General features: G+C 35.8%; 20 protein-coding genes. All 20 read left to right on the top strand.

Translation table 11 applies throughout. The annotated features are described in order from the left end of the window. Positions 1 to 16 precede the first annotated feature (16 nt). The 20 genes from HH214_RS00250 (at position 17) to HH214_RS00150 (ending at position 25,770) form a co-directional block, all read left to right on the top strand. Entirely contained in the window at positions 17 to 1,216 is a 1,200-nt protein-coding gene (locus HH214_RS00250; RefSeq protein WP_169605431.1) for a glycosyltransferase family 4 protein, read from the top strand. 154 nt (positions 1,217 to 1,370) lie between these two features. Then, positions 1,371 to 2,519, top strand: coding sequence for an O-antigen ligase family protein (locus HH214_RS00245; RefSeq protein ID WP_211166277.1), 1,149 nt, complete (start codon positions 1,371 to 1,373; stop codon positions 2,517 to 2,519). A gap of 92 nt (positions 2,520 to 2,611) precedes the next feature. Continuing rightward, a complete protein-coding gene (locus HH214_RS00240) occupies positions 2,612 to 3,277 on the top strand; it encodes an acyltransferase (RefSeq protein ID WP_169605430.1) in 666 nt (221 codons plus the stop codon). A 2-nt stretch (positions 3,278 to 3,279) separates the two neighbouring features. Next, a complete protein-coding gene (locus HH214_RS00235) occupies positions 3,280 to 4,605 on the top strand; it encodes a hypothetical protein (protein ID WP_169605429.1) in 1,326 nt (441 codons plus the stop codon). 59 nt (positions 4,606 to 4,664) lie between these two features. Next, positions 4,665 to 5,507, top strand: a complete 843-nt coding sequence (locus HH214_RS00230) for a glycosyltransferase family 2 protein (protein WP_169605428.1) — start codon at positions 4,665 to 4,667, stop codon at positions 5,505 to 5,507. Between the two features lie 94 nt (positions 5,508 to 5,601). Next, on the top strand, positions 5,602 to 6,813 hold the full coding sequence (locus HH214_RS00225; protein ID WP_169605427.1) for a glycosyltransferase family 4 protein: 1,212 nt from the start codon (positions 5,602 to 5,604) through the stop codon (positions 6,811 to 6,813). A gap of 167 nt (positions 6,814 to 6,980) precedes the next feature. Then, positions 6,981 to 7,895 carry a glycosyltransferase gene (locus HH214_RS00220; protein WP_169605426.1) on the top strand — a complete coding sequence of 305 codons (915 nt, stop codon included), beginning with the start codon at positions 6,981 to 6,983 and terminating at the stop codon, positions 7,893 to 7,895. Beyond that, positions 7,892 to 8,440 carry a CatB-related O-acetyltransferase gene (locus HH214_RS00215; RefSeq protein WP_169605425.1) on the top strand — a complete coding sequence of 183 codons (549 nt, stop codon included), beginning with the start codon at positions 7,892 to 7,894 and terminating at the stop codon, positions 8,438 to 8,440. Before HH214_RS00220 ends, HH214_RS00215 begins: the two co-directional genes overlap by 4 nt. Positions 8,441 to 8,668: 228 nt before the next feature. After that, a complete protein-coding gene (locus tag HH214_RS00210) occupies positions 8,669 to 9,634 on the top strand; it encodes a nucleotide-diphospho-sugar transferase (RefSeq protein ID WP_169605424.1) in 966 nt (321 codons plus the stop codon). Positions 9,635 to 9,689: 55 nt separating this feature from the next. Next, positions 9,690 to 11,129 carry a right-handed parallel beta-helix repeat-containing protein gene (locus HH214_RS00205; protein ID WP_169605423.1) on the top strand — a complete coding sequence of 480 codons (1,440 nt, stop codon included), beginning with the start codon at positions 9,690 to 9,692 and terminating at the stop codon, positions 11,127 to 11,129. A gap of 334 nt (positions 11,130 to 11,463) precedes the next feature. Then, complete coding sequence (locus HH214_RS00200; RefSeq protein ID WP_169605422.1) at positions 11,464 to 12,552, top strand: hypothetical protein; 1,089 nt, start codon at positions 11,464 to 11,466, stop codon at positions 12,550 to 12,552. Between the two features lie 263 nt (positions 12,553 to 12,815). Next, positions 12,816 to 13,715 (top strand): aldo/keto reductase, encoded by a 900-nt coding sequence (locus tag HH214_RS00195; protein WP_169605421.1) that lies wholly within the window; start codon positions 12,816 to 12,818, stop codon positions 13,713 to 13,715. Between the two features lie 319 nt (positions 13,716 to 14,034). Next, positions 14,035 to 15,375, top strand: coding sequence for a GMC oxidoreductase (locus HH214_RS00185; RefSeq protein ID WP_211166276.1), 1,341 nt, complete (start codon positions 14,035 to 14,037; stop codon positions 15,373 to 15,375). A 484-nt stretch (positions 15,376 to 15,859) separates the two neighbouring features. Next, positions 15,860 to 16,963 (top strand): acyltransferase family protein, encoded by a 1,104-nt coding sequence (locus HH214_RS00180; protein ID WP_169605418.1) that lies wholly within the window; start codon positions 15,860 to 15,862, stop codon positions 16,961 to 16,963. A 372-nt stretch (positions 16,964 to 17,335) separates the two neighbouring features. Then, positions 17,336 to 17,626 (top strand): hypothetical protein, encoded by a 291-nt coding sequence (locus tag HH214_RS00175; protein ID WP_169605417.1) that lies wholly within the window; start codon positions 17,336 to 17,338, stop codon positions 17,624 to 17,626. A gap of 505 nt (positions 17,627 to 18,131) precedes the next feature. Next, positions 18,132 to 19,685: a right-handed parallel beta-helix repeat-containing protein gene (locus HH214_RS00170; RefSeq protein WP_169605416.1), complete on the top strand. Its 1,554-nt coding sequence runs from the start codon at positions 18,132 to 18,134 to the stop codon at positions 19,683 to 19,685. A 547-nt stretch (positions 19,686 to 20,232) separates the two neighbouring features. Then, positions 20,233 to 22,194 (top strand): sensor histidine kinase, encoded by a 1,962-nt coding sequence (locus tag HH214_RS00165; protein WP_169605415.1) that lies wholly within the window; start codon positions 20,233 to 20,235, stop codon positions 22,192 to 22,194. After that, positions 22,191 to 22,589, top strand: a complete 399-nt coding sequence (locus tag HH214_RS00160; protein WP_169605414.1) for a response regulator — start codon at positions 22,191 to 22,193, stop codon at positions 22,587 to 22,589. Before HH214_RS00165 ends, HH214_RS00160 begins: the two co-directional genes overlap by 4 nt. A 77-nt stretch (positions 22,590 to 22,666) precedes the next feature. Continuing rightward, the gene (locus HH214_RS00155; RefSeq protein WP_169605413.1) at positions 22,667 to 23,830 is read left to right on the top strand and encodes a pyridoxal phosphate-dependent aminotransferase; all 1,164 of its coding nucleotides are present in this window, start codon (positions 22,667 to 22,669) and stop codon (positions 23,828 to 23,830) included. Between the two features lie 5 nt (positions 23,831 to 23,835). After that, complete coding sequence (locus tag HH214_RS00150; protein ID WP_169605412.1) at positions 23,836 to 25,770, top strand: DsbA family protein; 1,935 nt, start codon at positions 23,836 to 23,838, stop codon at positions 25,768 to 25,770. Positions 25,771 to 25,901 lie beyond the last annotated feature (131 nt).

The following is a 25,901-nucleotide window of genomic DNA, read 5'->3' as shown; positions in this document are numbered from 1 at the left end:
TGTTATTGGAGGCTGGATGTATGCCGGTGCAAAAGCATTGTTAGCTACAAATAGTAATATCCAATTAGCAGTAGCGTCTCTTTACTCGGGCGAGGAGTTGCAAGTATTGAAATTAGGAGAAATTACCTATTATCTGCTGCCAGGCGCTGGTGATGTTATATCGTACAATGCAAAGCTTGAAGCTTATTGGAAACAAATAGATCAAGATTTTGCTCCTGATGTAACACATGTGCACGGAACAGAATACCCGCATGGATTGGCTTATGTAAATGCTTGCGGAAGTGAGAAGGTAATAATTTCTATTCAGGGGTTAGTGAGTGTTTATGAGCGTTACTACTATGGCGGTATTAGCGAAAAAGTATTGCTGAAAAACATTACGATTAGAGATATTTTACGGAACGATACCATTATTACTCAACGTAATAGAATGGTGCAAAGGGGAAGCTTTGAAAAACAGATGATTCAATCTGTAAAGCATATTATAGGCCGTACAGCTTGGGATAAAGCGCATACATGGGCTCTCAATTCAGCTATAAAGTATCACTTCTGCAACGAAACACTCCGTGAGGAATTCTATAAGTACAAGTGGGGGTATCAGAACTGTAAAAAATACAGCATCTTTTTAAGCCAGGCCCACTATCCTATTAAAGGTTTGCAACAAATGCTTGCTGCTTTACCTTTTATATTGGCCCATTATCCTCAAACCAAAGTATATGTAGCCGGGCATAACTTTACCAATAAAGGTTTTCTGAAGATAAATGGATTCGGAAAATACATTCAATCACAAATTGAAGATTTAGGAATTCAAGACAATGTGGTTTTTCTGGGTATGCTTTCTGAACAGCAAATGTGTCAGCAGTTTTTAAAGGCAAATGTATTTGTCTGCCCATCTTCTATCGAGAACAGCCCTAATTCAATAGGAGAGGCTCAGCTATTAGGTGTTCCATGTGTAGCATCAATTGTAGGTGGCATGACCGATATGATTGAGGACCATCAATCAGGATTGTTGTATCGTTTTGAGGAAGTTGAAATGCTAGCCAAAAATGTATGCGATATTTTTTCTGATTTGGAACTGACTCAAAAACTTTCAGAAAATGGTAGAATTGCGGCTTGGGAACGCCATAATAAAACGGCGAACTCTACCAGAATGGTTGAGATTTACAACAATGTAGCTAAGGTTGATACAAGTTATATGCAGGTATCAAATCAGGTTTAAAGGAGAAACTTAGAGGATGATTAGTACAAGACAACTTTTTAAAACTGCGCCTTTTTTCATATTATTAATAGCTGTTAATTCAATAGTCGATTACTCATCACTTCCGTTACATAATATAACCATTTGGTGGATTATACAACTTATTACGCTTTTGATGTTTTGGCGTTTTAAAAGTATTCTGGAAACCACTATTAATAACTATGATATGCGGGTGGTTAAATGGTATTTGCTATGGAATGTGATATGTATCATCAGAGGCTTATTTGTAGCTGAAACTTACTGGGATTGGAAAGGCTTCACCAGTGCTTCATTAGGAATACTTGTTCCGATAGTCGCATTTTCAGCATCGTGCTTGCCCTTATGGCAATCAATAATAAAGTTTTTCTTAAAGTTCGGATTGCCATTGTTTTTATTGCTGTCGTTCGCTATTTCAAAAGATGCCTATGGCTTTTTCTTGGTTCCTGTAACTTTCCTGCTGTTTTTTTTACCGGTTATACCGTTTAAAGGAAAAATTATCATCACTTTTTTTGCTATATGGGTAATGTTTGCTGATGTAACCGCCAGAAGTAATGTAATTAAATTTGGCGTTCCGTTTGTACTGCTTTTGGTTTACTGGACTCGCAATATTGTTCCTGTAAAAATTCTGGAGGTTTGTAGAATAGTACTTATTGTTACTCCAATTATACTGTTTTCACTAGCCGTAACTGATACCTTTAATGTATTCAAGATAAACGAATATGTAAGTGGTGATTATACAAAATCAAAAGTTAATGCAGATGGTGAAGTAGTAGATGAAAGCTTAACTACAGATACGCGAACCTTTTTGTATGAGGAAGTATTAGGGACCGCCAAAAAATACAATACATGGATTATAGGTAGAAGTCCAGCGCGTGGAAACGAAACAGTTTGGTTTGCCGATCTGGCAGAAATAACCGGTCGTAAAGAACGCTTGTGGAATGAAGCTGCAATTCTTAACGTTTTCATGTGGACAGGCATTGTTGGCGTGGCATTATACCTACTTGTATTTAATAGAGCTTCATACATGGCTATAAACCATTCAAATAATATTTATTCAAAAATGTTGGGTCTTTTTATGGCTTTCCGCTGGGGATACGCCTGGGTAGAAGATGGTAACTTTTTCAATATTACAACGGTGTTTTTGTGGTTTATGTTGGGCATCTGCTTAACAACATCGTTCAGGAGCATGACTGATGAAGAAGTAAAAAACTGGATTGGCGAAATATTCGGTAAACGAAACATTAAAGAGGAGCTCGAAGAATTAGAAATGCAGCTTAATGCATAAAATAAATTTATACTTAAGCTTTGTATATAAAAGTTTGATAGTACGCTTAAAAGCAACCTGCAAGGCAGTTCTATAAACTAAAATGATAAAAGATGCAAAAAATCATCGTTACTATATTTAAGGTGTTGCGTAGAATAGATGTATACTGTTCTGGTGCTGTAAATCAACTCTTGTGTAAGATTCTGTTTTACATTAAAAATGTGCAGCATGCTAACTTTAAAACAGAAGGTTTGCCTTATGTATCTATTGCTACAGGTGGAACATGTGTTATTGGGTCTGGACTTGATATGAATAATACTTTGTCATCCAATCCTATAGGTCGCCCACAGCCTTGTGTATTCTTTGTTGACAAAAATGCGCAACTAATTATCGGCAGTAATGTGGGCATGAGTCAGGCTGCATTAATCTGCCATTCAAGCATTACTATTGGGAATGATGTAAAATTAGGAGGAGGTGTGTGTGTGTATGATACCGACTTCCATTCTATAATACCAGAAATCAGGAAAAGCCCTGCACTTGATTTAGCTAATAGAATAAAAAAACCTGTAATTATTAGCGATAACGCCTTTATTGGTGCTCATTCTACTATTTTGAAAGGCGTAACTATTGGTAAAAACTCGGTTGTAGGTGCTTGTTCGTTGGTTACTAAAGATATTCCTGATAATCAGGTCTGGGCAGGTAATCCGGCTAAGCTAATAAAAGTCTTATCCGAACAGGAAATTGTAAGTTCAAGTCAGGAGCAACTATCTATCGTATAAAAATGGTAAAGCCCGATTCAGGAAAGATTATTAATTTTTTAATGTTGCTGGTTACAGTCAACTCCATAAATCAATGGAGTAGGTTTGAACTTGGCGGCACGTTTGTATGGTGGGCTATCAATTTGGCTTTGATAATTGCTGTCGTTAAAGCAAAGAAAAAGTATTACGATACACAGAATAACCGTAATACCAAATTTTTGGTGTTGTACTTAGTCTGGAATGCCATCTGTATTGTTCGAGGTATGTTTGTGGCCGATAATTACTGGGAATGGAAGAATTTAGTAGGTAATGCAATGTTACTACTAACACCGTTAGTCGTATATGTTGCCACCAATAAAGAGTTGGTACAAAGCATATTTAGTACTTGGTTAAAGTATGCACTTCCTGCTTTTATATTGTTCCTGCCTATTATTGCCTATCCCGATGCCTTTGGCAGATATTTGGTACCTATAGGGTTCTTCTTGCTATTCTTTCCGGTGCTTAGCAAAAAATGGAAGATCATTAGTTTTGTATTAACAATAATAGTGATTTTCAGTGCTCTTGATGCCAGAAGCAACGTCATTAAATTTTCATCAGCTTTGCTGTTAAGCTTTGTTTACCTATTTAGAAATACTATATGGATTAGGTTTTTAGGTTTGACTAGATGGTTACTTCTAATTGTTCCGATAGTACTTTTTTGTTTAGCTGTAAGCGGGAAGTTTAATGTATTTAAAATGGATGAATACATTAAAGGTGACTATACTACAACTTCCGTAGTTGAAGGTGGAGGAACCGAAGAAGCTAATTTAACAACCGACACAAGAACCTTTTTGTATGAAGAAGTATTGTCTTCGGCTGTAAAATATAGCTATATATGGTTGGGGCGTACTCCTGCACGAGGTAATGAATCAGCTTCTTTTGGCGAGTATGCTATGGAAGTTTTAAAAACGGGTAAAATGGAGCGACCCTATAACGAGGTTGCCATTTTAAATACATTTACATGGACGGGGGTAGTCGGCGTTGTTTTATCATTTTTGGTGTATTTCTGGGCATCTTTTCTAGCCGTTGCCAGGAGTAACAATACCATCATGAGAATACTAGGTGTTTGCGTTGCATTTCGCTGGGCCTATGGATGGGTTGAGGATTTCAGCGCATTTGATTTATCTTATCTATACTTGTGGATAATGATTGGGATGTGTATTTCTCAAGCATTCCGCGAGATGGATGATGCAGAAATGGAAAATTGGATATTGGGGATTTTTGATAAACGCTATCGCAACTTAGACTTGTATCTGCAAAGTTCAACACTTATTAACAATAAATACCAGGATACAACATTGGCTGAATAATATCAGCTTAGTTGTTCTATTACTTTATAATACAATTACTTACATATATAATATTCGCTATGCCACACATTGCTGTTTTAATGACATGCCATAACAGGAAAGAGAAAACGCTTGACTGTTTAAACTTGTTGTTCAATCAAAAAGGCCTTAATCAGGATTATACAATTCAAGTATATCTGGTAGATGATGGCTCTACAGATGGAACCGGCGCTGCTGTTCAAAAACAGTTTCCGATGGTGACCACCATTCAAGGCGATGGTAATTTATTCTGGAACAGAGGCATGTACACAGCTTGGGAAGCAGCAGCAAAAGCTAATGAAAAGAACGACTTTTATTTGTGGCTGAATGATGATACCAACATCTACGAAAATGCCATTCTGGAACTATTATCTGCTGCAAAGGAAACACAAGATAAAGCAATCATTTGCGGCTGTATAGAATCTCCTTTGGAAGCCGGTGTACTTACTTATGGCGGCGGGAAACTGCAACGTAACAGACCTGTAATGAACTATCCGGATGTAAACATAGTAGAATGTGATATCATTCATGGTAACTGTGTTTTGATACCAAAATTTGTTTATAATGAAGTAGGAAATTTAGACTGGAAGTTTACACATGCCATAGGAGATCATGATTATGGGTTACGAGCACGGAGCGAGGGTATAAGATCCTACACGACAGGCAATTTTATAGGAAATTGTGAAAGAAACGATGCTTTACCAAAATGGCGCTTACCCCAGGTAAAATTAAAAGACAGGATCAATAACTTGTATTCTCCTTTGAGCTACGGCCCTCCAAATGAATTTTTCGTTTATGAAAAAAGGCATTTTGGTTTGTTAGTTGCCATAAAACATTTTTTTACTATTCACCTGCGCTTATTAATGCCGGGTATAATAAAGTAATCAGCAAAGCATTATTGGATATGAGGTAAAGAGGTGATACTGCTTAAAGTAATCAGAAGTATTGCGCACACCTTATATCCATACATCTCTACAAATGAAAAAAGTTCTTTTATCTGCATTTGCTTGCGACCCAACTCAAGGATCTGAACCGGGTAATGGCTGGAACTGGGCTACTGGTTTGGCTAAACAAGGTTTAGAAGTACATTGCTTTACCCGTATAGAAGGAAAAGCGAATATTGAAAAGGTTAATGTACCTGATAACTTGTTTTTCCACTATGTTCAATTACCATTTGGAGCTGAAAAGTTATACGCCAAATCTCAGGCGAGCATGTATCTATACTATATTATGTGGCAATGGTTTGCCTACAAGGCAGCCAAAGCATTACACACGCAAATGGCATTTGATATAGCTCACCATGTTACTTGGGGTAGTGTGCAGTTGGGTTCATTCATGTATAAGCTTCCGGTACCATTTGTTTTCGGGCCTGCTGGTGGTGGGCAGCAATCGCCAGTAAGTTTTAAAAAGTATTTTGAATCAGGTTGGGGGGCTGAAGAAAAGCGTGAAAAGGTTTCAGCGTTTCTAATGAAATACAATCCAGCTTGCAAAAGTATGCTGAATAAAGCATCAGCCGTTTGGGTTTCTAATCATGACACCGCTACTATGGTTAAAAAGATCAGTTCTTCACCTGTACATTATACATTAGATGCTGCTCTGCCATCAACCTTTTTTCCAAGTCAATTTCAACATAAAGTTACACAGCCCGGCAAACTCAATCTCTTGTGGGTAGGCCGAATGATGCCCCGAAAAGGTGTGTTAGTTTTGTTGGAAGTAATGGAGAAGTTAAAATCTTATCCCGGTATCACACTAACCATTGTTGGTGATGGTGAACAAAGAGACTCATTGTTAAAGTCAATTGAAGAGAAAGGATTGCAAAATACCGTTTTTTGGAAGGGAAAGGTACCGTTTGAGCATGTAAAAGGCTTTTATGCAGATTGTGATGTATTCTTTTTTACTTCCCTGAGAGATTCCTGTCCGGCTCAGTTGATTGAAGCCATGGCTTATGGTATGCCTGTAGTTACCTTAAATTTGCATGGACAAGGCATTATTGTTAATGATGAGACCGGATTTAGATGCTCTTGTGATACACCTGAAGAAGCAATCAATGAACTAAATAAAGCTATATTAACGTTATATAATGAACCTGCTTTAGTAACATCTATGAGTAAGGCTGCCAATGCTTTTGCATTGAAGCAAACATGGGAGAACAAGATTAAGCATATTGTTCAGCAATCCTATTTAAACTAGCAGTAGTACCTTTTTTCTAGGAAGTGAAAAATTATTATCCGTATATGGCTTTTAAATAATTCTGATAGTTGCTTGTTTGGAAAACTAGCAGCTGTTAATCATAAGTATATATTAACTATCAACTAACACTCAGCAATATAAGTACGCGAACCTTAAAATATATGATTATGAACCTTGCACCAGTTTTAGTTTTTACATATAAGAGATTAGAGCCTTTAAAGCAATCCATAGAGGCTTTAAAGAAAAATGTTTTGGCTAAAGAGTCAAACCTTTATATTTTTTCCGATGGCGCCAAGAATGATTCGGATCGGGAACAAGTAAAAAGTGTTCGAGAATTCCTGAAAGATGTATCGGGATTCAAAAGTATTACGATTAAAGAAGCAGAAGTAAATAAAGGCTTGGCAAACTCTATAATACAAGGTGTTACTGAAGTTCTGGAAAACCATAATGAAGTAATTGTTCTTGAAGATGATTTATTAACAACACCCAACTTTTTAACGTTCATGAATCAAGCCTTAAATAAATACAGAAATTCAGCTTCGGTATTTTCAATATCAGGTTATTCATTTGATTTAGGTGAATGTACCTATGAAAATTCGGATGCTTATTTTTTAGAGCGTGGATGGTCATGGGGGTGGGCAACCTGGAAAAACAAATGGAGCGATGTGGACTGGAAAGTAAAAGATTATGATTCTTTCAGGCGAGATAAGCGCCGGCAAAGGGCTTTTGCTAAGGGTGGGTCAGACTTGAACAAAATGTTGCGTAATCAAATGAATGGCTTACTGGATTCATGGGCTATCCGATGGTTTTATTATCAATATAAAGTTAAAGGACTTACTTTGTATCCGGTTAGATCTAAAGTTTATAATAACGGATTTGATAATTCAGCAACTCATACAAATGGATCAGACCGGCGCTATAGACCCTTATTAGATACCGAACATTCGCTTGAGTTTCAATTGCCTGATGCCGTAGCTATACATCCTTACTATCATGAAAAATTTTCGTTAAAGATGGGGCTCAGAGCGCGTATTATATCTAAAGTAGAAACCTTAATATTAAAAGTTAAGAATAGCTTATGATTAAGTTCCTTAAAAAGCTCCGTGACTTGTACTTAGTAAAAGTAAAATGGAGAAATTACAACTTAGGCCAAAATTTTCATGCCGGTGCCAGGGTAAGGTTATGGGCGAAGGATAACATTATAACAGGCAGAAACTTTTATATAGGTAGAGATTCGCAGATTGAAACCAATTGTAAAATTGGTAATGATGTGATTTTAGGTAATAAAGTAGCACTGGTTGGCCGCTATGACCATAATTTTCATGAAGTAGGAGTACCAATCAGATTGGCATCACAGATAAGAGATAAAGATTACAATTGGAAAGGGCTTAATGAAAAGGTTGTAATAGAAGATGATGTGTGGGTAGGATATGGTGTAATTATTATGAGTGGTGTTAAAATTGGTACAGGCAGCATTATTGCAGCTGGTTCTGTAGTAACCAAAGATGTAGAAGCATACTCTATATACGGTGGAAACCCAGCCAAAAAAATAACTGAACGCTTTCCTTCACTTGAAAATAAGAATGAACATATTACAGTTTTAACTTCCACTTATTTTCATTCATGAACCATTTTGCTTTGAATAAAATACTAAATAAAAATCAAAAAATGTTTAAGTTCGTACCATAAATATCTTTTTAACTTCCTTAATATAACGCCCAATATAACAGAGTATTTTACTATACACTACTTCGGATAAAAGCATTATTCATTACCTCTTTTTCCTAATACTTTATAAAATAATTTCCAACCAACATATAGCTAGCTTCATAGCTATAAGAGCTAAAATTACATTATGCAGTACACAAGTGCTCAAAATAAGCCTTTTCAAACGCCTGTTTTATTCTTGATTTTCAATAGAGTTGGTTTAACACAGAAAGTGTTTAATGAAATAAAAAAGATTAAACCTAAATACTTATATGTTGCTGCTGATGGCCCTCGGCCAGACAATAGTAGTGATGTTGAAACCTGCCGTGAAACCAGAAATATTATTGAACAAATCGATTGGGATTGTGAACTTAAAACATTGTTCAGAGATAAAAATCTAGGATGTGGCCCTGCTGTAAGTTCGGCTATTTCGTGGTTTTTTGAACATGTGGAGGCCGGAATGATCCTGGAAGATGACTGTGTACCTAATTTGTCCTTTTTTCCATTTTGCGAGGAGTTATTGGAAAAGTATAAAGATAGTGACGTGGTAAAGTTTATTGGTGGTAACAATTTTCAAGGTGGAAGAAAGCGTGGAAATGCAAGTTATTATTTTTCACATTATCCAGCATCATGGGGATGGGCAACCTGGAGAAGGAGCTGGCAAATATTCAGAGCGAACATTAGTGAATCTACAGCAGAAATTAAGAGTGGTAAGCTCGATTACGTGTTTAATTCAACTAAAGAAAAAAATCATTGGATAAAATCTTTGTACAAAGCTAATAGAGAAAGCAGCAGTGTATGGGATTTCCATTTTTATTATTCTATATGGAAAAGTGGCGGATTATGTATAACACCTAACCAGAACTTGGTAGTTAATATGGGCTTTTTTGATCAGGCTACCCATTATTTTTTGAAAGATTCTACCAAAACCAGCGTTAAGAATGAAACTATGGTATTTCCATTAGTGCATCCTGACAAGGTTGAAGTAAATAGAGAAGCTGACAAATACACTTTTAATCATTTTTATAGTCATTCTGGACAACGGGCTATTCGGTTGCTTCGTGAAAATAACATTTATGGCATTCTTGCTTATCTGAAAAACAGATTTTTGTAGCAGCCACAGTATTTAAAATCTATAGTTATCTGAGCAATTTTTACATACAGAAAAAATGAATGTCTGCTTAGTTGTGATGTGGAAGCGTTTACGTTCCGCTTTGCTGGTGAGTTTGTTTTTCATGGCGCTGCAACCAGCGTATGCAGCAATCGCTTCAAATGGTGTTGATGATACAGATGCTTTACAAGCTCAGTTAGACAAAGGAAAAGATCTGGTATTAACCGGCACGCTAATCATTAACAGAACACTAATTGTACCTAGTGGCGTAAATATTACAGGCGGAACATTAGTAAATGGTAATAACATGTCGGGTTATTTGCTTGCCAATGGCACTTTTTTAAAGTTTCAAAATGTTAGTAATAGCGTAATCAAGAACGTCACTTTCAAGGCAACAAATGGGTTTCATTTAACCGGATGGCTGGATGCTGTGGTATTAATTAAAGATGCTGTAAACATTACAGTGAGTAATTGCACTTTCAATTTAAATCAACCTTATGGTAAAGCCGGTATGGAAGCTGTATGGATTACCGGCCCACAATCGTCAAAAAACAATATCCTGAGTAATAAGCTAAAAACCTGCGGCATTGTATATGCCGAAAATGGTGCATCTGGTACTTTAGTTAAAGGCAATTCAATTATTAATGCTCATCAAAATGCTTTAACTGGTACCGGTAATAATGCTGCTTGTGCATCAAAAGATGTTTCGTTAATACAAAACACCATTATCAATGCCGGGCGTATGGGCATTGAAGATTTTAGATATATGGATGGTACCACCATTGCTGCTAATAAAATAAAAGGTACAGGAAAAAGTATTAAAGAACGCGTTGATGGAATGGGAATATCCTGTGTAGGATATAACTCGAAAGTTACAGGTAATATTATTGAAGATGCTCAAACCTATTGTATTGAATCAGGTGGAAATCATCATATACTGATAGCTGATAATACTATTATTGATAATGAACTGACAGCAACCGGTATTATGTCAAATGTCACCTCTCCGCCACCGTCATCACACATCAGTAATAACAGTATTACACGTAATAACACAATTAAAGGGACATACGTAGCAATTGCTGTTTTTGGGAACAATCCGCTCAATTTATCTATTGAACGTAACAATATACAAAATCCATCCTCTAAAGGTATAGATATTACGAGTACTGCAGTTAACTACCAAATTACTGTAAGTGGTAATCATTTTATCTTTAGTAAAGCCGGTAAGGATAAAAGAACGGCTCTGTCAACTTATGCTGCAACGCCGCAAGTTAATCAGTTACTTACAGTAGCTAATAACATTTTAAGTTATAATGATGAAATAGGGATGAGTAAAAATACCGAATATGGATTTTTTATCACTACTAATTATGTAACCTTCACACATAATATAGTTAGTTACCATAAACAAAAGGTATATCCATTCTTTACTAATGGTGTAAAACTAGTCGGCTTAAAAGCAATTGATAATACAGCAAATGGGGTAAAACTGTGATTTGATATAGTAATTTATAGCTGTGGATTTAACTTAGCTAGCAATTATATGTTGAGAAGCATTGCTGCCTTGTTAAATATTAATACACATTTGTACGCTTAGCTTACCACAAGAAGCGTTTAGAAATACCAATGATAACTTATTATCTCTTAAGGTATTTAGTTCGAAAATAAAGTTAAAGCCTGTATAATCAACAATTTACAATACAATTACGCTTAGCTGTTAAGCTAAGTAGATATATAACTAAGATGTGCAATTCATGAACAATTTTAACGTTGCTCATTAGTTAGTTATTTTTTGATTTAAATTAGTTCTAATTAAAATTATTGCCTTTATGAAAAATGTTGTTTTACCTCATAATGATGCTTTGATTGATAGTCATTTTTACAAGACTAAATCAAAATGGGGTAGATTAAGACGTAAGATAAACTCTAAGATAGTAGAAAATACATTAAATAACAGCTGGCGTTTTAAATTATACAAATCGTACTGGCACTACATAACTCATAAAAACGATACTGCAGTTAAGAGCGGTGAAATTCAAAAGCAGCAGTATTTAGCTCAGGCTCCAAATTACGGAGCTGGTATTGGTCATCAGCTGGCAAACTGGAATACAGGCTTATACTTTGCTGATTACTTTAACCTGAATTATGCTTATTATCCTTTTTCTACTAAAAAGTGGGATTCATTTTTTGGCTTCGGTGAAGGAGAAATACATGCCTTATCTTTATATCGAAACAAAGCAATCCGGAAGGTGAAATTACCTTGGTTTAATCCTGATAAACCAGATGAGGTAAAGTTGATACAAGATATAATTTCATCTTATAAAGAGCCAAATACTTTATTTGAGCTAGAATTAGATCAAGGATACACTCGCCAGTGTGATACCACAAAACTGATTTCTGATAAATTTTTTAAAGCCAAGTCTCGCAACAATGACCAGCTAATCTATAATCCGGATCATTTTAACATCGCTGTACATATCCGCCGAGGCGATATTGTTATTGAAGAAAATACAGCTAATGCCAACTTAGAAATGCGTTGGTTAAATAACGATTATTATGTTTCTATTTTAAACCAGGTACTTGATACGCTAAAAACAGATAAGAAGATTGATGTCTATGTATTTTCGCAAGGGGAGGAGAGTGATTTTCCTGAATTTAGACAATACGAGAACTTGCATTTCTGCTTAGATATGGGGCCTGTCGAATCTGTATTACACATGATTCATGCAGACTTGTTAATTAGCAGTAAAAGTTCATTCTCTTATAAACCAACTTTGATATCACGCGGAACTAAAGTAGTTCCGGGAAATTTTTGGCATTCGTATCCGGATGATGCAAGCTATATTCTTGCAGATGATAACGGAGACTTTGATAGTAACAAGTTGTTAAACGGTTTAAAGTTAAACCTGAAAACTTAAGAGCATGCAATCTTTATCAAGTTTAATAGGCGATTTTGTTTGAAAATAAACTTTAAAAAAGCACGTATTTAGGAACTACAGAATTTTTGCTTCAGGAGATCTCCGCTCAAGTTTTCTCTCTGTTATTTTATGAACCAAAGCTGATCTTGATTATATTAGTTATAGTATTAAGCAGCATTGTATATACCAGTTATTTAAGTAGTTGACTATTAGATGATGATAGTTGATTAAGGAGAACAAACCAATTATAACCTTTATTACTAATGAAAAATTTTACTGCATTTGGAAATGCAGGCTTAGGAACAAGTCATATAGCCTCTTTGGGCTCTGCTATTTCCTTAAATGAGGCTCATGCGCTTTTTCGTAAAGCCTTTGAACTCCAAGTAAACCTTATTGACACGGCTGATACTTATGGATCAGGCGATGCAGAGCGGTTAATTGCCCGAGCTACTCAGGATCAGGAGCTGAAAAATTACTTTTTTATTGTTACCAAAGCAGGTTTTCGTCATCTGGCCTTGCCTGCATTTATGTCGCCTTTAAATCAAATTGGCAAAAAAGTACTGCAGAAAATAGTACCGCAGAAAAACTTTTCGCCTCAGTATTTAGAATGTTCGCTACATAGAAGCCTAAAAAGGCTCAAAACTGATAATGTAGGAGCGTTTGTTTTGCATGAACCACTTGCTGGCGATTACGTACCCGACGAAAGCTGGCGCGCGTTGGAGCGCATCCGAGAAAAAGGTATGGCACAGCTAACTGGTATATCATCTGGCGATGAGCAAGTGGTAAGTGCAGGTATTCACAGCGGTCAGGTACAACTGGTGGAAACGCCTGTTTCTTACTGTGTTCCTGGTTCAGCAGTCATACTAAATCTGTGTCAGCAAAATAATATTCCGGTTATTGCTAATCAGGTTTTCTTGCCCCTCAATGTTATTAGCCCGGCTATACTAATAAAAATTCGTCAACTACTGCCAGCTTATGGTTTAGAAGATACCTCACTTCGTGAAATCATGATTGGATATGCTCAACGAAAGCCAGCTGTTAAATGCGTGCTTTTCGGAACTAGAAAAGCTGCCCATTTAGCCCATAATGCAGCAGCGGTAAACCATTCGTACCCTGAACCGTTGTTTGATGAAATCAATCACCTTATCCATTCTAACCAATGATTTTGAATCCATCTCAGATTGGAGATAGTCTGAATTTTGAAACAGATATTTGTATTATTGGTGGCGGACCGGCTGGTATAAGTATTGCCGTCCAGTTTATTGACACTGCTGTTAAGGTAACTTTAATAACAGGTGGAACATGGTCGGAAACAGCATTTAATCGAGAGCTTAATAAAGGTTTGGCTACTAGTAGCCATGAGCCTTTTGAAGAGAACAGAAGGCGGCAGTTTGGCGGAGGCACCGCTGTTTGGGGAGGCAGGTGTATACCACTTGATCACATTGATTTTGAAACCCGCCCCTGGGCTGGCCCGTATGCTAAATGGCCAATAAGTATTCAGGATTTAGATCCTTATTTCAACATGCACTCGCCCTGTGCGAAGCTGGTTCTACCTTTACATTTGATGCAAGGCAGGCTTTTCCTGGTAGCCAGCTGGAAATCTTGCCTGATTTTGATAATGAAGATATTGTTTCATGGCCGCTGGAACGCTGGAGTCTGCCTACAAGGTTTGCTTTCAAATACAAAAAAGCATTTTCTGTTGCAGCTAACATTAACGTGCTAATGGATACCCATGTTCTTCGTATTCATGTTGATGAGGAAAAGCCTGATCAGATTAAAAGTGTAGATATTTATACAGAAGGCAGAAAAAACAAAATATTTGCACGGCAATTTATATTGGCTGCGGGGGGAATAGAAAATCCGAGAATGTTGTTGATGTCGGTTTCAAAAGCTTTTCCACAGGGTATCGGAAATCAACATGATAACGTGGGCAGGTTTTATATGTCTCACTTAATTGGTTCTTATTCGGCCATAAATCCTTATAATCGGGAGAATCTGTTGTTTGATTTTGAAAAAGATAAGGAAGGTGTGTATTGCAGGCGCAGGTGGTGGATTTCTCCCAAAGCTCAGCATGAAAAGCAAATCGGTAACATAATCATGTTCTTGCATCGTTCAATGGATGCAATTGGACATCGTGATCCTTTGTTTTCTGGCGTTTTTCTAGCTAAAGAGGCAATGTCTATCGTTCATCAAAAACGATTGGGCTTAATGTATAAACGCCTGAAAACTTCAGCACCAGCTATAAAAGAACACCTGCATACTATTGTTAAAGAAGGACCAGCAATGTTACCTCAGGTGTTTAAACTAGCTAAAATGCGTTTTGCTAAGAGGCGATTACCTTTCATATTACCAGATGTAAATTCTTCCGATTTATACTTGTATTATCAGTCGGAACATTTTCCTAATCCGCAAAGCCGTATAACTCTGTCTTCAGAAACTGATGCACTAGGATTACCTTTACCGGTAATAGATGTTCAGTTCCAACCATTAGATATTGAAACCGTAGTAGCGGCTCACCGTATGTTTGCACAGCAGTTTACCTCTAAGCATTTAGGTGAAATACGTTTTGATGAGGCAGAGCTCAGATCATATCTGCAAGATAAAATTATTAATTTTAACTCTGCCGCGCATCATTTAGGTACTACTCGCATGGCCGAAGATCCGGCGGAAGGAGTGGTTGATGCCAATTGCCAGGTACATGGTGTATCTAACTTGTATATAGCGGGCAGTTCGGTATTTGCCACAGGCGGGCATGCCAATCCTACATTAACTATTTTGGCATTGGCCCTAAAGCTTGCTGACCATCTAAAAAAGCAGTTTTAACAGGATTAATTGTTCTCATTGATTTTCTTTTCTAGTAGAATGGTGTTTAAACTAGTTTAAACACCATTCTACATTACTATGATCGAACTAACTAACATTTGTACTTTTACTAAGTATTGTGCCAGCTTCTATAATTTACTAATATGTAAATTATAGCAAATAGTTTAGTTCCTATCTTTTCTTAAGTATTATAGAGTTGCTCTCTTTTAAAGAGTTAATAAGTATCTAGATAATTTCTGTTTCTTTTACAGCTTCTATAATGCAAAAACTGTTTAACTCTTGATCTCATTCTGTTCTGTTGTTTTACTTTATATTGATATTGTTAATTAGCAGAATGTAGAATTACTTAGAACTATAACTAAACTTTATAAGTGAGGTATAGTACGATTACTTTTCCCAAAATATACGTTTTTTGTTCAATAAGATATTATATAAATGTATATATAATAATGTACCATATATTAGTGCTTATTAACTTAGATGAATGCTTAAAAAATTACCCTATATAGATGCGCTTAGAGGATTAGCGGTTCTTGGTGTAATAATGGTTCATGTGAGTTTAAATAGTCTTACTGGTCGTTACCAGACCATGGCAGGTTTAGGCGCCAAAGGGGTTCAACTGTTTTACTTTATAAGTGCATTTACATTGTTTTTATCTGCTCATGGCAGAACAAATCAAGAAACAAACGCAAACATTAACTTCTTTATCCGAAGAATATTCAGAATTGCTCCACTATACTATTTGGCAATAATTTATTATGGTATAATAATTCCATATTTTACTACTCAGAAAATCAGTATTGAAGGCATAATCTTGAATTTAACTTTCATGCATGGATTTTCACCCAATTATATTAATAACGTTGTTCCGGGAGGGTGGTCAATAGCAGTAGAAATGTTGTTTTATGTTTTTGTACCTTTATTAGTTATTAAAATAAATTCATTAAATAAAGCTATATTGTTTTTAGTGATAGCTTTATGTATTAAAGCTATTTTCAATGGCTTACTCATACATAATCCATTAAACTTTAATCAAGGTTTATGGACAGAGTATTTATATTGGTACCTGCCTGATCAACTTCCTTCATTTGCTTTTGGGATACTATTTTATTTCTTAACTATACAATCCAATATAACTCAAACTATAAAAAAGCATTCTAAGACTATTGCAATAACCTTTACAACTCTTTTGTTGATATTTCTGTTAGATAGAAGTGTGTTGAAAATTAGATTGTTCAATGTTGATTTCTGCTTTGGTATAATGTTTCTGCTTTTGGCATTATGCTTAAGAAAATACAGCGTTAAAATACTCGTTAATAATTTCACCATGCTGGTTGGAAAACTAAGCTTTAGCATGTATTTGATTCATTTTGCTGTAATATTCTGGCTTTCAAAGTTTAACCTTATTCACATCCAGCATCCTCAGGGTTTATTAAACTTTGTTTACAGCTACTTAGCAGTTTTGATTGTTACTGTTCTGCTATCTAATTTTTCTTTCAAGTATATTGAGGTAAATGCTCAAAATTGGGGTAAGCAAATCATTAAGAGCTGGAAAGAAAAAGGTATAGAACTTGCCAATAAAGCATAAATATTTCTATACGTATTCTGATTTACTTCTTACGTATCTCCTGATATTAGAAGTTCTTTTGCGCTAGTTCATCTACTTTGCAAAGCAACATTAGGTTTGTAATCTTCGTACTACTCGTATTACTTTAAAAAAAAGAATTTAATCGTTTATGTTTAATAAACGAGCTATAAAGTCCTTAATAATATTATTTAAAGTATATAAATTTTTGTTTTTAAACGTATAATCAATTTATTTTCATAAAAATCATAACCAGCGTAACATTTAATATCCCATAACGTAAAAAAACGTAAATACATTGATACTGTAATATTAGAATCACTATAAGATCATCGATTCAAACAAAAGAATCTGAATTGATTAAACTAGAGTTATATGAATCCAGTTACAACGCTGATAAATAATGAAAACAATATTTATCAGCAAAATTTAAAAGCCGAAGCTATGCAAAATAATAAGACTATGAATATGTTTAACAATGCCGCTGCTATTGCCATCAATGCAGATTCTGATTCAAAAAAGGAATTTTATTTTAACAATGAGCCTTCAGGCGAAGTTAAAATTATCGCCAATGGTGAGGAAACTACTTTCTTGCAAAGTGGGTTAATACTTGGTGTACTTATCATCTTCTTTGCAGGTTTTATTGCCGGCGCAATTATATTTTAAATTAAATGTTTGCTCTGTTAAGTTAAATAACTATTTTTAAAGCAGAGTTTTTTAGAGAGATGTACAAAAATAAATAATGTAATTGAAGGAGCCATTATTGGGTTTTATCATACAAACGTTAATGCTTAGGTATCAAACTAGTTAAACCTGTCTGTTTGTATATTAAACTTTATGTAGTGGTATAAAACTTAGATACGCTCATCTTTATCTACCTACCATCTATTCTATTTTAGAGCGATCTGTTTTTCAATCTTTCAACGCCATTGTAATTAGTTATTACAGTTCAACTAATTCCCTCTCTTCCGTTTTTCAAATTCAAGTTTCTTGTAATTACGTGTTTATTAACACAAGTAATTGAGGATAAGGAATGTCTCATTTCTTAATAGGCCACGCTTTGGACTTTGATAAGCAAATAGTCTGGAGCATACAAGGTTGTTGCTCTTTTCCTCTTCATCATCTACTTGTGTATTAAAATTATATCAAAAAAGAAAAGTTTATTATAATAATGAAAAAATTTACACAGCAGTTCCTTTTATTAAATGCTCTAGCTATTATGGTTGTTTCCTGCAAGAAGGAAGCAACTGAGGTTACATCAACTCAGTCAAAAATTGATAGTAAAACACTTACATTAACAACTAACAATATTACACTAGTTAATGCAAGTTATGTATTTAAAGCTACTGCCGGCTCAGATGTTACTACTGCTCTACAATCGGCTTTGAATACCTACAAAAATGTTAGTATAGATGCCAATTATGTAATCAGTACAACCCTTCAGGTGCCTTCTGGCGGTTCATTAACCGGTCTTAACAGTAATTCAATACTTAAAGCAGCAAATAGCCGTTCCGGACTATTATCAAGTCGTGGTATTTATATCGATTTATCTGGTAAAAGTTCAGTAAACATTAAAGGTATCACCTTTAAACCTGCCGATAACATGACCAATATGTTAGGTTGGGCAAACACAGTTATCTTGTTAAGCAATGCACATTCTTGTATTATTGATAGCAACACTTTCAGCTTCTCTTTTGCATACGGTAAAGGTATGGAGGCTGTTTGGATAACCGGGCCTTCAGCTAACAACACTGTAAGCAATAACTATATAAAAACATTAGGTATCACTTATTGCGAAAACGGTTCATCAAACAGCATTATCAAAAACAATCAGATTATTAATGCATACGCTAATGCCTTAGGTGGAATTGGTAATGGTACTACGCCTTGTTATGATAACCAGGTTTTGAATAACTATATAGAAAATGCCGGTCGTATGGGTGTTGAAGATCAACAAAATACATCTGGTACTATTATTAAAAACAATATCATTAAAGGAACCTCTAAAATGCCAAGTCTTCCGGCTGGCCAAGGTATGGGTATCTCGGCTGTGGCGCTTAAAACTATAGTAGATGGTAACGCTATTACCGATGTTGAAGATTACTATATTGAAGTAGGAGGTAGCAATGGCTTAACCATCACGAACAATTTGATTTACGATACAGGTGCAGAAAAAGGCATTTTCGTAAACTTCTTAAAAGATGTTTCTTTAACGTTAAATAAAATTACAACTATCCGTGGCAACATTATTACTAATTGTGCACGAGCTATTGAAACATTCGGTCAAAATACTCAACAATCAGTTTCTATTGAATCTAACACGATAATAGATCCTACTGGTTATGGGATCAGTTTATATGCAGGTAGTTCTGTCCAATCATCATACTCGGTAGTTAAAAACACCATTCTTTTCAACAGTAAAACTACTGCTACACGTTACGGTATCGCCAGCTCATGTGTACAGGCTTGTGGCAAGCAAAATTATACGATTAAACTTGATAAGAATACACTAACATACTCCCTTAATGCACCTAAAAGTACAGGCAAGGATGTTACCTTTGCAATAAGCGTTGATAATGCTGCTTTAACTTATAACACTATTAATGGTTATTCTGGTGGGGTAAATGTTGGTATAACAAACAATGGTGTAACAACACGTGGTGTTAGCTTTGTTGGCAACAGTGTGCAAAAAGCAACATGGGATACTTCAATCTTCTCAAAATAAAAGTAAGCTCGCTTTTATAACAGATAATTAGAAGGTTTTACAACAAACCAGTATTCACTCTTGTGAATGGAAAGCCTAAAGCTATAAAGTTTTAGGCTTTCGTATATATACAGTACCGTATAATGTAAGTAATATTATTTATTTGATGTATATACAGCAAATTAAAAAGAAGTAGAGGGAATTTGGGTGCTTATTAAGTGTAATAAAATTACTGAAGTTTGTTTTGATTAATTTAAGTGCTTCATGTATATGCTCTTATTACAAAACACAGCATGTATAGGTAACTTTTAATGCGTAAATACGTAATATTCGCCATATTGATTTAGCTATAAAAAGCTTGCTTGAATAAGTGTTTAATGTGTTATTACATGTGAAATTATCTGTTAGCTGCTAGCTTGGCAAATAAATGATATTACGGCAAAAGATAGTAACTTTGAACAATAGGCAAGTTAAAACAAGTAAACTTGATTGTTATCACATTAACAGAGATTCGGCCATATAATGGTTCAAAAATTTATATTCATTAGTTTACACTCGAAAGTTAACAATGCAGGCTCTAAATAATTTTACAAGCTTAACAACGAGCCACAAAGAAGCTTTCAATAATATTGCAGCGCTGGCAGCACAAATATGTCAAACACCATTTGCTGCTATAATTCTTCCTGACAATAATGAGTTAAAAGTTGTATCTTCTGTTGGATACTTGTTCTCTGATAATTTAGTTGGCCTCATTGCTGAACGTGGACAGCACGCTTTGAACGCAGAACCATATGTTGTAACTGATATCAGCTATGATGAAGATTTTAAACTTCATCAGCTGGTTGCTGAGCATCCTTACCTTTGCTTTGTTTCATGTTTGCCTATACAATCTGGTAGCGGCTTAAGAAATGGGTATTTGTGTGTAATGGACCAAAATGTCAGAGAAATAACCAGTCAGCAAATTTCAGGACTAAAGTTATTAGGTAAGCAGTTAGAATTGTTAAGTCAGCTTCATTTACCTATTGTTAAGTCTGAGCCTTCATCGTTTAGTTCTGCTTATAATCAAATCAGTGCAGTATTTCATCATTCATTAGATGCCATTATAATTTTAGACGAAAATGGCGTAATACAGCACTGGAACCCCAAGGCAGAGAACATATATGGCTGTAGAGCTGAAGAAGCGATCGGCAAAGTATTTTATAAGACATTCTTGCCGCAGCATCATCACGCTATGTGGCATGAAACTATAGCACGTAGCAATCAAGAACGGCAAAGAGTAACAGCAAATAAACCTATAGAAATTACAACTTTGCATAAAAGTGGCAATGAGTTTGAAATTGCATTAGGTGTTTCATCAACTATAATTGATGGAAAAATGTGTAACATTGCTTACATTAGTGATATCACGGATCAGAAGCAAGTATCATCAGAGTTAAATAAGCAAAGGGCATTTTACGAGAATATTTTAAACAAATTACCAGCAGATATTGCTGTTTTTAGTCCTGACCACAAATACCTATTTGTAAATCCTGTAGCTATTAGTAATCCGGAGTATAGAAAGTATATTATTGGTAAAGATGATTATCAGTACGTTGCTTATCGTAATCGAGACATATCCATTGCGCACTCGCGCCGAGAAAAGTTTTTACAAGCTAAAAATTCAGGTAAAGAAATTCGGTGGGAAGAAGGCATACGTAACCCACAAGGAGAGGTAGTTACCAGTTTACGTAGAATGTTTCCTGTTTATAATGATACAGGCGAACTTACTATGGTTATAGGGTTTGGTGTTGATATTACAGACCGGAAAGTTCTGGAAGAAAAACAGACGCATATGCTTAAGCAGCTTTCAGCGCAAAATGCTCAGCTGATTGATTTCTGTAACATTGTGTCTCATAACCTTCGAGCACCGTTGGTAAATATGTCAATGTTGGTAGAGTACATTGAAAAAAGTAATAGCGAAGAAGAACAAAAGTTTCTAATATCAAAGCTTTCACCTGTCATTGATAATCTGCATGCCACTTTCAATGAACTGGTTGAATCTATACAGATAAAGCAAAATCTGGAAATTAAGTCTGAAAAGTTAGAGTTAGCATCTTATGTAAACAGAACGCTGGAAACCCTTCAAACGGAAGTTGATAAGCTAGAAGCGACTATTGATATAGATTTTACAGAAGCACCTGAAATTTATTTTCCGCCTAAATACCTGTTAAGTATTTGCCATAATCTCATTAGTAATGCATTAAAATATCATTCACCTAAAAGGAAGCCGATTATACAACTGCGAACACGTAGAGAAAATGATATTATTACCTTTTCGGTAAAGGATAATGGCTTGGGTATTGACATTGCTAAGCATAAGGATAGCATTTTCAAAATTGGAAAAGTATTTCACCGACATCCTAATGCCAAAGGGTTTGGCCTGTATATGACGAAAACACAAATTGAAGCTATGGGAGGCGAGATATGGGTGGAAAGCACACCTGATGAAGGTGCTTGTTTTTATGTTGCTTTTAAAAACCAAATAATATGAGCTTGTTACCTAAAATCTTTATTATTGATGATGACATGCTCTTCGTTTTCTTGACTAAAAAAATGATTCAGACTATTGGCTTTACAGCCGATATTACGGAGTTTCAGGATGGTTTGGAGGGGCTGGAGCATTTAAAAAAAATAAGTAGTCAGAAAGAGCAGTTACCCGACCTGATTTTTTTAGATCTGAATATGCCCGTAATGGACGGTTGGGAGTTTGTTGAAGAATTTAAGACCATTCAGCCTGATTTAGCCAAGAAAGTCAAGTTGTACATTTTTTCATCTTCCATTTCCCCGTATGATATTGAACGAGCTAAGGAATTGTCGGTTGTGGACGATTTCATTATCAAACCTTTAACACAAGATAAATTTATGAATATAATGCAAGATGCATAGATAGTACTTTTGAGTTTGTTAATTCTGTTATATATTTATGACCTACAACTAGTACTACAATTGCTATTTCTGCACCTATGTTTACACAAAGTTCTATTCAGTTAGAAATTCTAAAAAAGAGAGCTTATAATTTACGATGGGCAACGTTGCCCGAGGGCGTTATCCCCTTAACAGCTGCCGATCCCGATTTTCCGAGTGCTCCTGAAATAGGTGAAGCTATAGCTCGATATGCACGTGAGCAGTACTTCTGCTATACGCCACCTGAAGGCTTGCCAATGTTTAAAGAAAGTATGGCAGCCTACTTTCAAAATAAACGCAGTATCCCGGCTTTGCCCGATTTTATATTGCCGGTAGATAGCGCTGCATTCGGTATTTACATTACCTGCAAAGCATTTCTCTCTGGCGGCGACGAAGCTATTATATTTGATCCTGTTGATTTCTTATTCCGGTATTCTGTAGAAACAGTAGGCGGAGTGGCCGTTCCTTTTGCTATTCCGGCAGGTGTTGATAATGTGGATTTTAGCCAATTAGAGCAGCTAATAACACCAAAAACAAGATTGATCTGTTTGTGTAATCCATTAAACCCTACAGGTAAGGTTTTCAAACATACGGAACTAGAGCAACTTGGAAAAATTGCTTGTAAGCACAACCTTATTATCTTATCAGATGAAATCTGGAGTGATATTGTTTTTACACCTCATCAGTTCACAAGCATTGCTTCCATTAGTGAAGAAATCAGAAATTCTACAATTACTATTACTGGTTTTAGTAAATCATATGGGCTGGCAGGTTTACGTATTGGTGCAGTAATGGCATCAAATGTACAGCATTATGAGAGGCTAATGAATGTTTCCTTGCACCGTTCTACTATTCATGGTGCAAATGTGCTCTCGCAGGTGGCCGCCACAACTGCTTTGACCCAATGTGAGTATTGGCTTAATGATTTTCTAATTCATTTACAAGCTATGCGTGATTTGTGCATTAACGAGTTGAATGCCTTACCTGGTTTTACATGTATAGCGGCCGAAGGTTGTTATGTAGCCTTTGCTAATATTTCAAGTACCGGAAAAACCAGCCAAGGAATGCAGACGTTACTTATGGATAAAGCCAAAGTAGCCGTTGTGCCAGGATTGAAAGAATGGTTTGGACCAGGTGCAGAAGGGTATATACGTTTGAGTTTTGCTACATCAGCAGAAATTTTACAAGAAGCATTTTCAAGAATCAAACAAGCTGTTGCTTAAATAGTATGAAAGTTGTAATAATTGGGGGCGGCATTGCCGGCTTAACTGCTGGTATACTGCTGAATCAACAAAATTTTGAAGTTGTAATTTGCGAAAGAACTGCAGGCATACCCAACAGGGGCCATGCTTTCTTGATGCATGAAGATGGACTAAACATTGTAAATGAACTAAAAGGCACTAATACTGTGCAGCTACCTGCAAGTAGTTTAGCTACCTACAGCTTAAACAGTATTGATCATACCGAATTGAAGAACGAGCAGTTGGATGCTTGGTATTGTATCAAAAGGGTTGATCTAATCAAATACCTCAGAGAATTGTTGCCAGCACATCAGGTGAAAGAAAGCAGTGCGTTTTCACATTTTTTGTATGAAGATGATCAAGCTATAGCTGCTGTTTTTACCAATGGTGAGGTAGAATATGGAGATATTTTCATCGGGGCTGATGGCGGCAATTCTAAAGTGCGTAATCAATTATTCGGTCCTGCAAATTACACCCCTGTTGAAGTAAAGGAAATTGTTGGGATCTCAAACTGCAAAGATTTAAAAGAACCGTACATTCATCAGTTTACTAAATTTCAGGATCGGACAAAAGGATTATCATTTGGGCTAATCCCGGCAGCAGATCAGGAGTTTGTCTGGTTTATTCAATATGATCCGCTGATTGCTGATATAACAGAACCTTCGGCAGAAGAGCTGGCTGCTTTTTGCAAGAATATTTTGAATGATTTCCCGCAGGTAGTTCATGAGGTGCTTGAACATAACAATTTTTCAAGCACTTATATCTGGCACACTCGTGATTTTGATGTATTGCCTGCATTTCATCGTAGCAATGTGGTTTTAATCGGTGATGCTGCACATTTAGCTTTACCATTTACTAGTGCAGGAACTACCAATGCCCTTATTGATGCGCAAACCTTAGTGTCGTATATAACTAAAAGCAACTCTTTAGAAGAAGCTTTCAATAAGTACCATCAATCGCGTGCTGAAATCATCGCACAACAATTACAACTAGGGCGCGATTTGAAAAAACAGTTTTTACATCCGCACAGCCACACTCAGCAGAGTTTAATTACACCGCTTATTGAACAGAAAAAAGCAAAAAGCCAAAAAGATACCAAGGTGGATGTGTTGTATTTTACAGATCCTATTTGTTCTACCTGTTGGGGCATTCAGCCTGTGTTGCGTAAACTAGAATTAGAATATGGTCATCACCTGAATGTACAATATATAATGGGAGGGTTGTTGCCTAGCTGGGAAAATTATAGTTCTGGAAAAATTAAGCAACCATGTGACGCAGCCCACCATTGGGAAGAAGCCTGCCTGATTTATGACATGCCTCTGGATGGCGATATTTGGCTGGAAGATCCGCTAACTTCTTCTTATACACCTTCTATTGCTTTTAAAGCTGCTCAGCTGCAAAGTATAACCAAAGCCAAGCTGTTTTTACGAGAACTTCAGGAATTAGTATTCGTAAAGAAAAAGAACATCACTCATTGGAATAACCTAGAGCAAGCGGCTGTTAAAAGTGGTTTGAACATAGAGCAACTTCTGGAAGATATTAAAAGTTTAGCTCATGATAACTTTAAAGAAGATCTACTTCTCACTCAGAAATATGGAGTGTATAGCTTTCCTACGCTATTGTTTTCAAAAGGTTCTAAACCAGCCCTTATTGTAAAGGGTTATCAGCCTTATGAAAAGTTTGAAGAAACAATTTTATCGTTGGAGCCATCTGCTCAGAAGAAGTTAATGAATAATGATGCAAAAGCTCCGTTTCTGCATTTTCCGACTCTGACTGCTAAAGAATTTGCTTTTTTAAGCAATAGCTCTAAAGAGGAAGCTCAAGCCATGCTTGATGAATTAGTTAGCAAAGAGTTGATTCAAAAAGATGAAAGTAAAAGCGGTGTACTTTGGGTAAGTAAGATTTATAAGAATAATCAATAACGTCTGTAAAGTGGTTTACATAATTTATGTAACCATAAAGGTTAGTAAATCACTTTATAATGTAGCTAGTAAAGTCTCATAAGTATCTATACAATCGGCTATTTTCATTAATTGGATAAGTTTGTTCAAGA

This window comes from Mucilaginibacter robiniae, assembly GCF_012849215.1.
GTDB classification, from domain to species: Bacteria; Bacteroidota; Bacteroidia; order Sphingobacteriales; family Sphingobacteriaceae; genus Mucilaginibacter; species Mucilaginibacter robiniae.
Note: the sequence above shows the minus strand (reverse complement) of the source record. Positions and strands in the feature narration are given on the sequence as shown.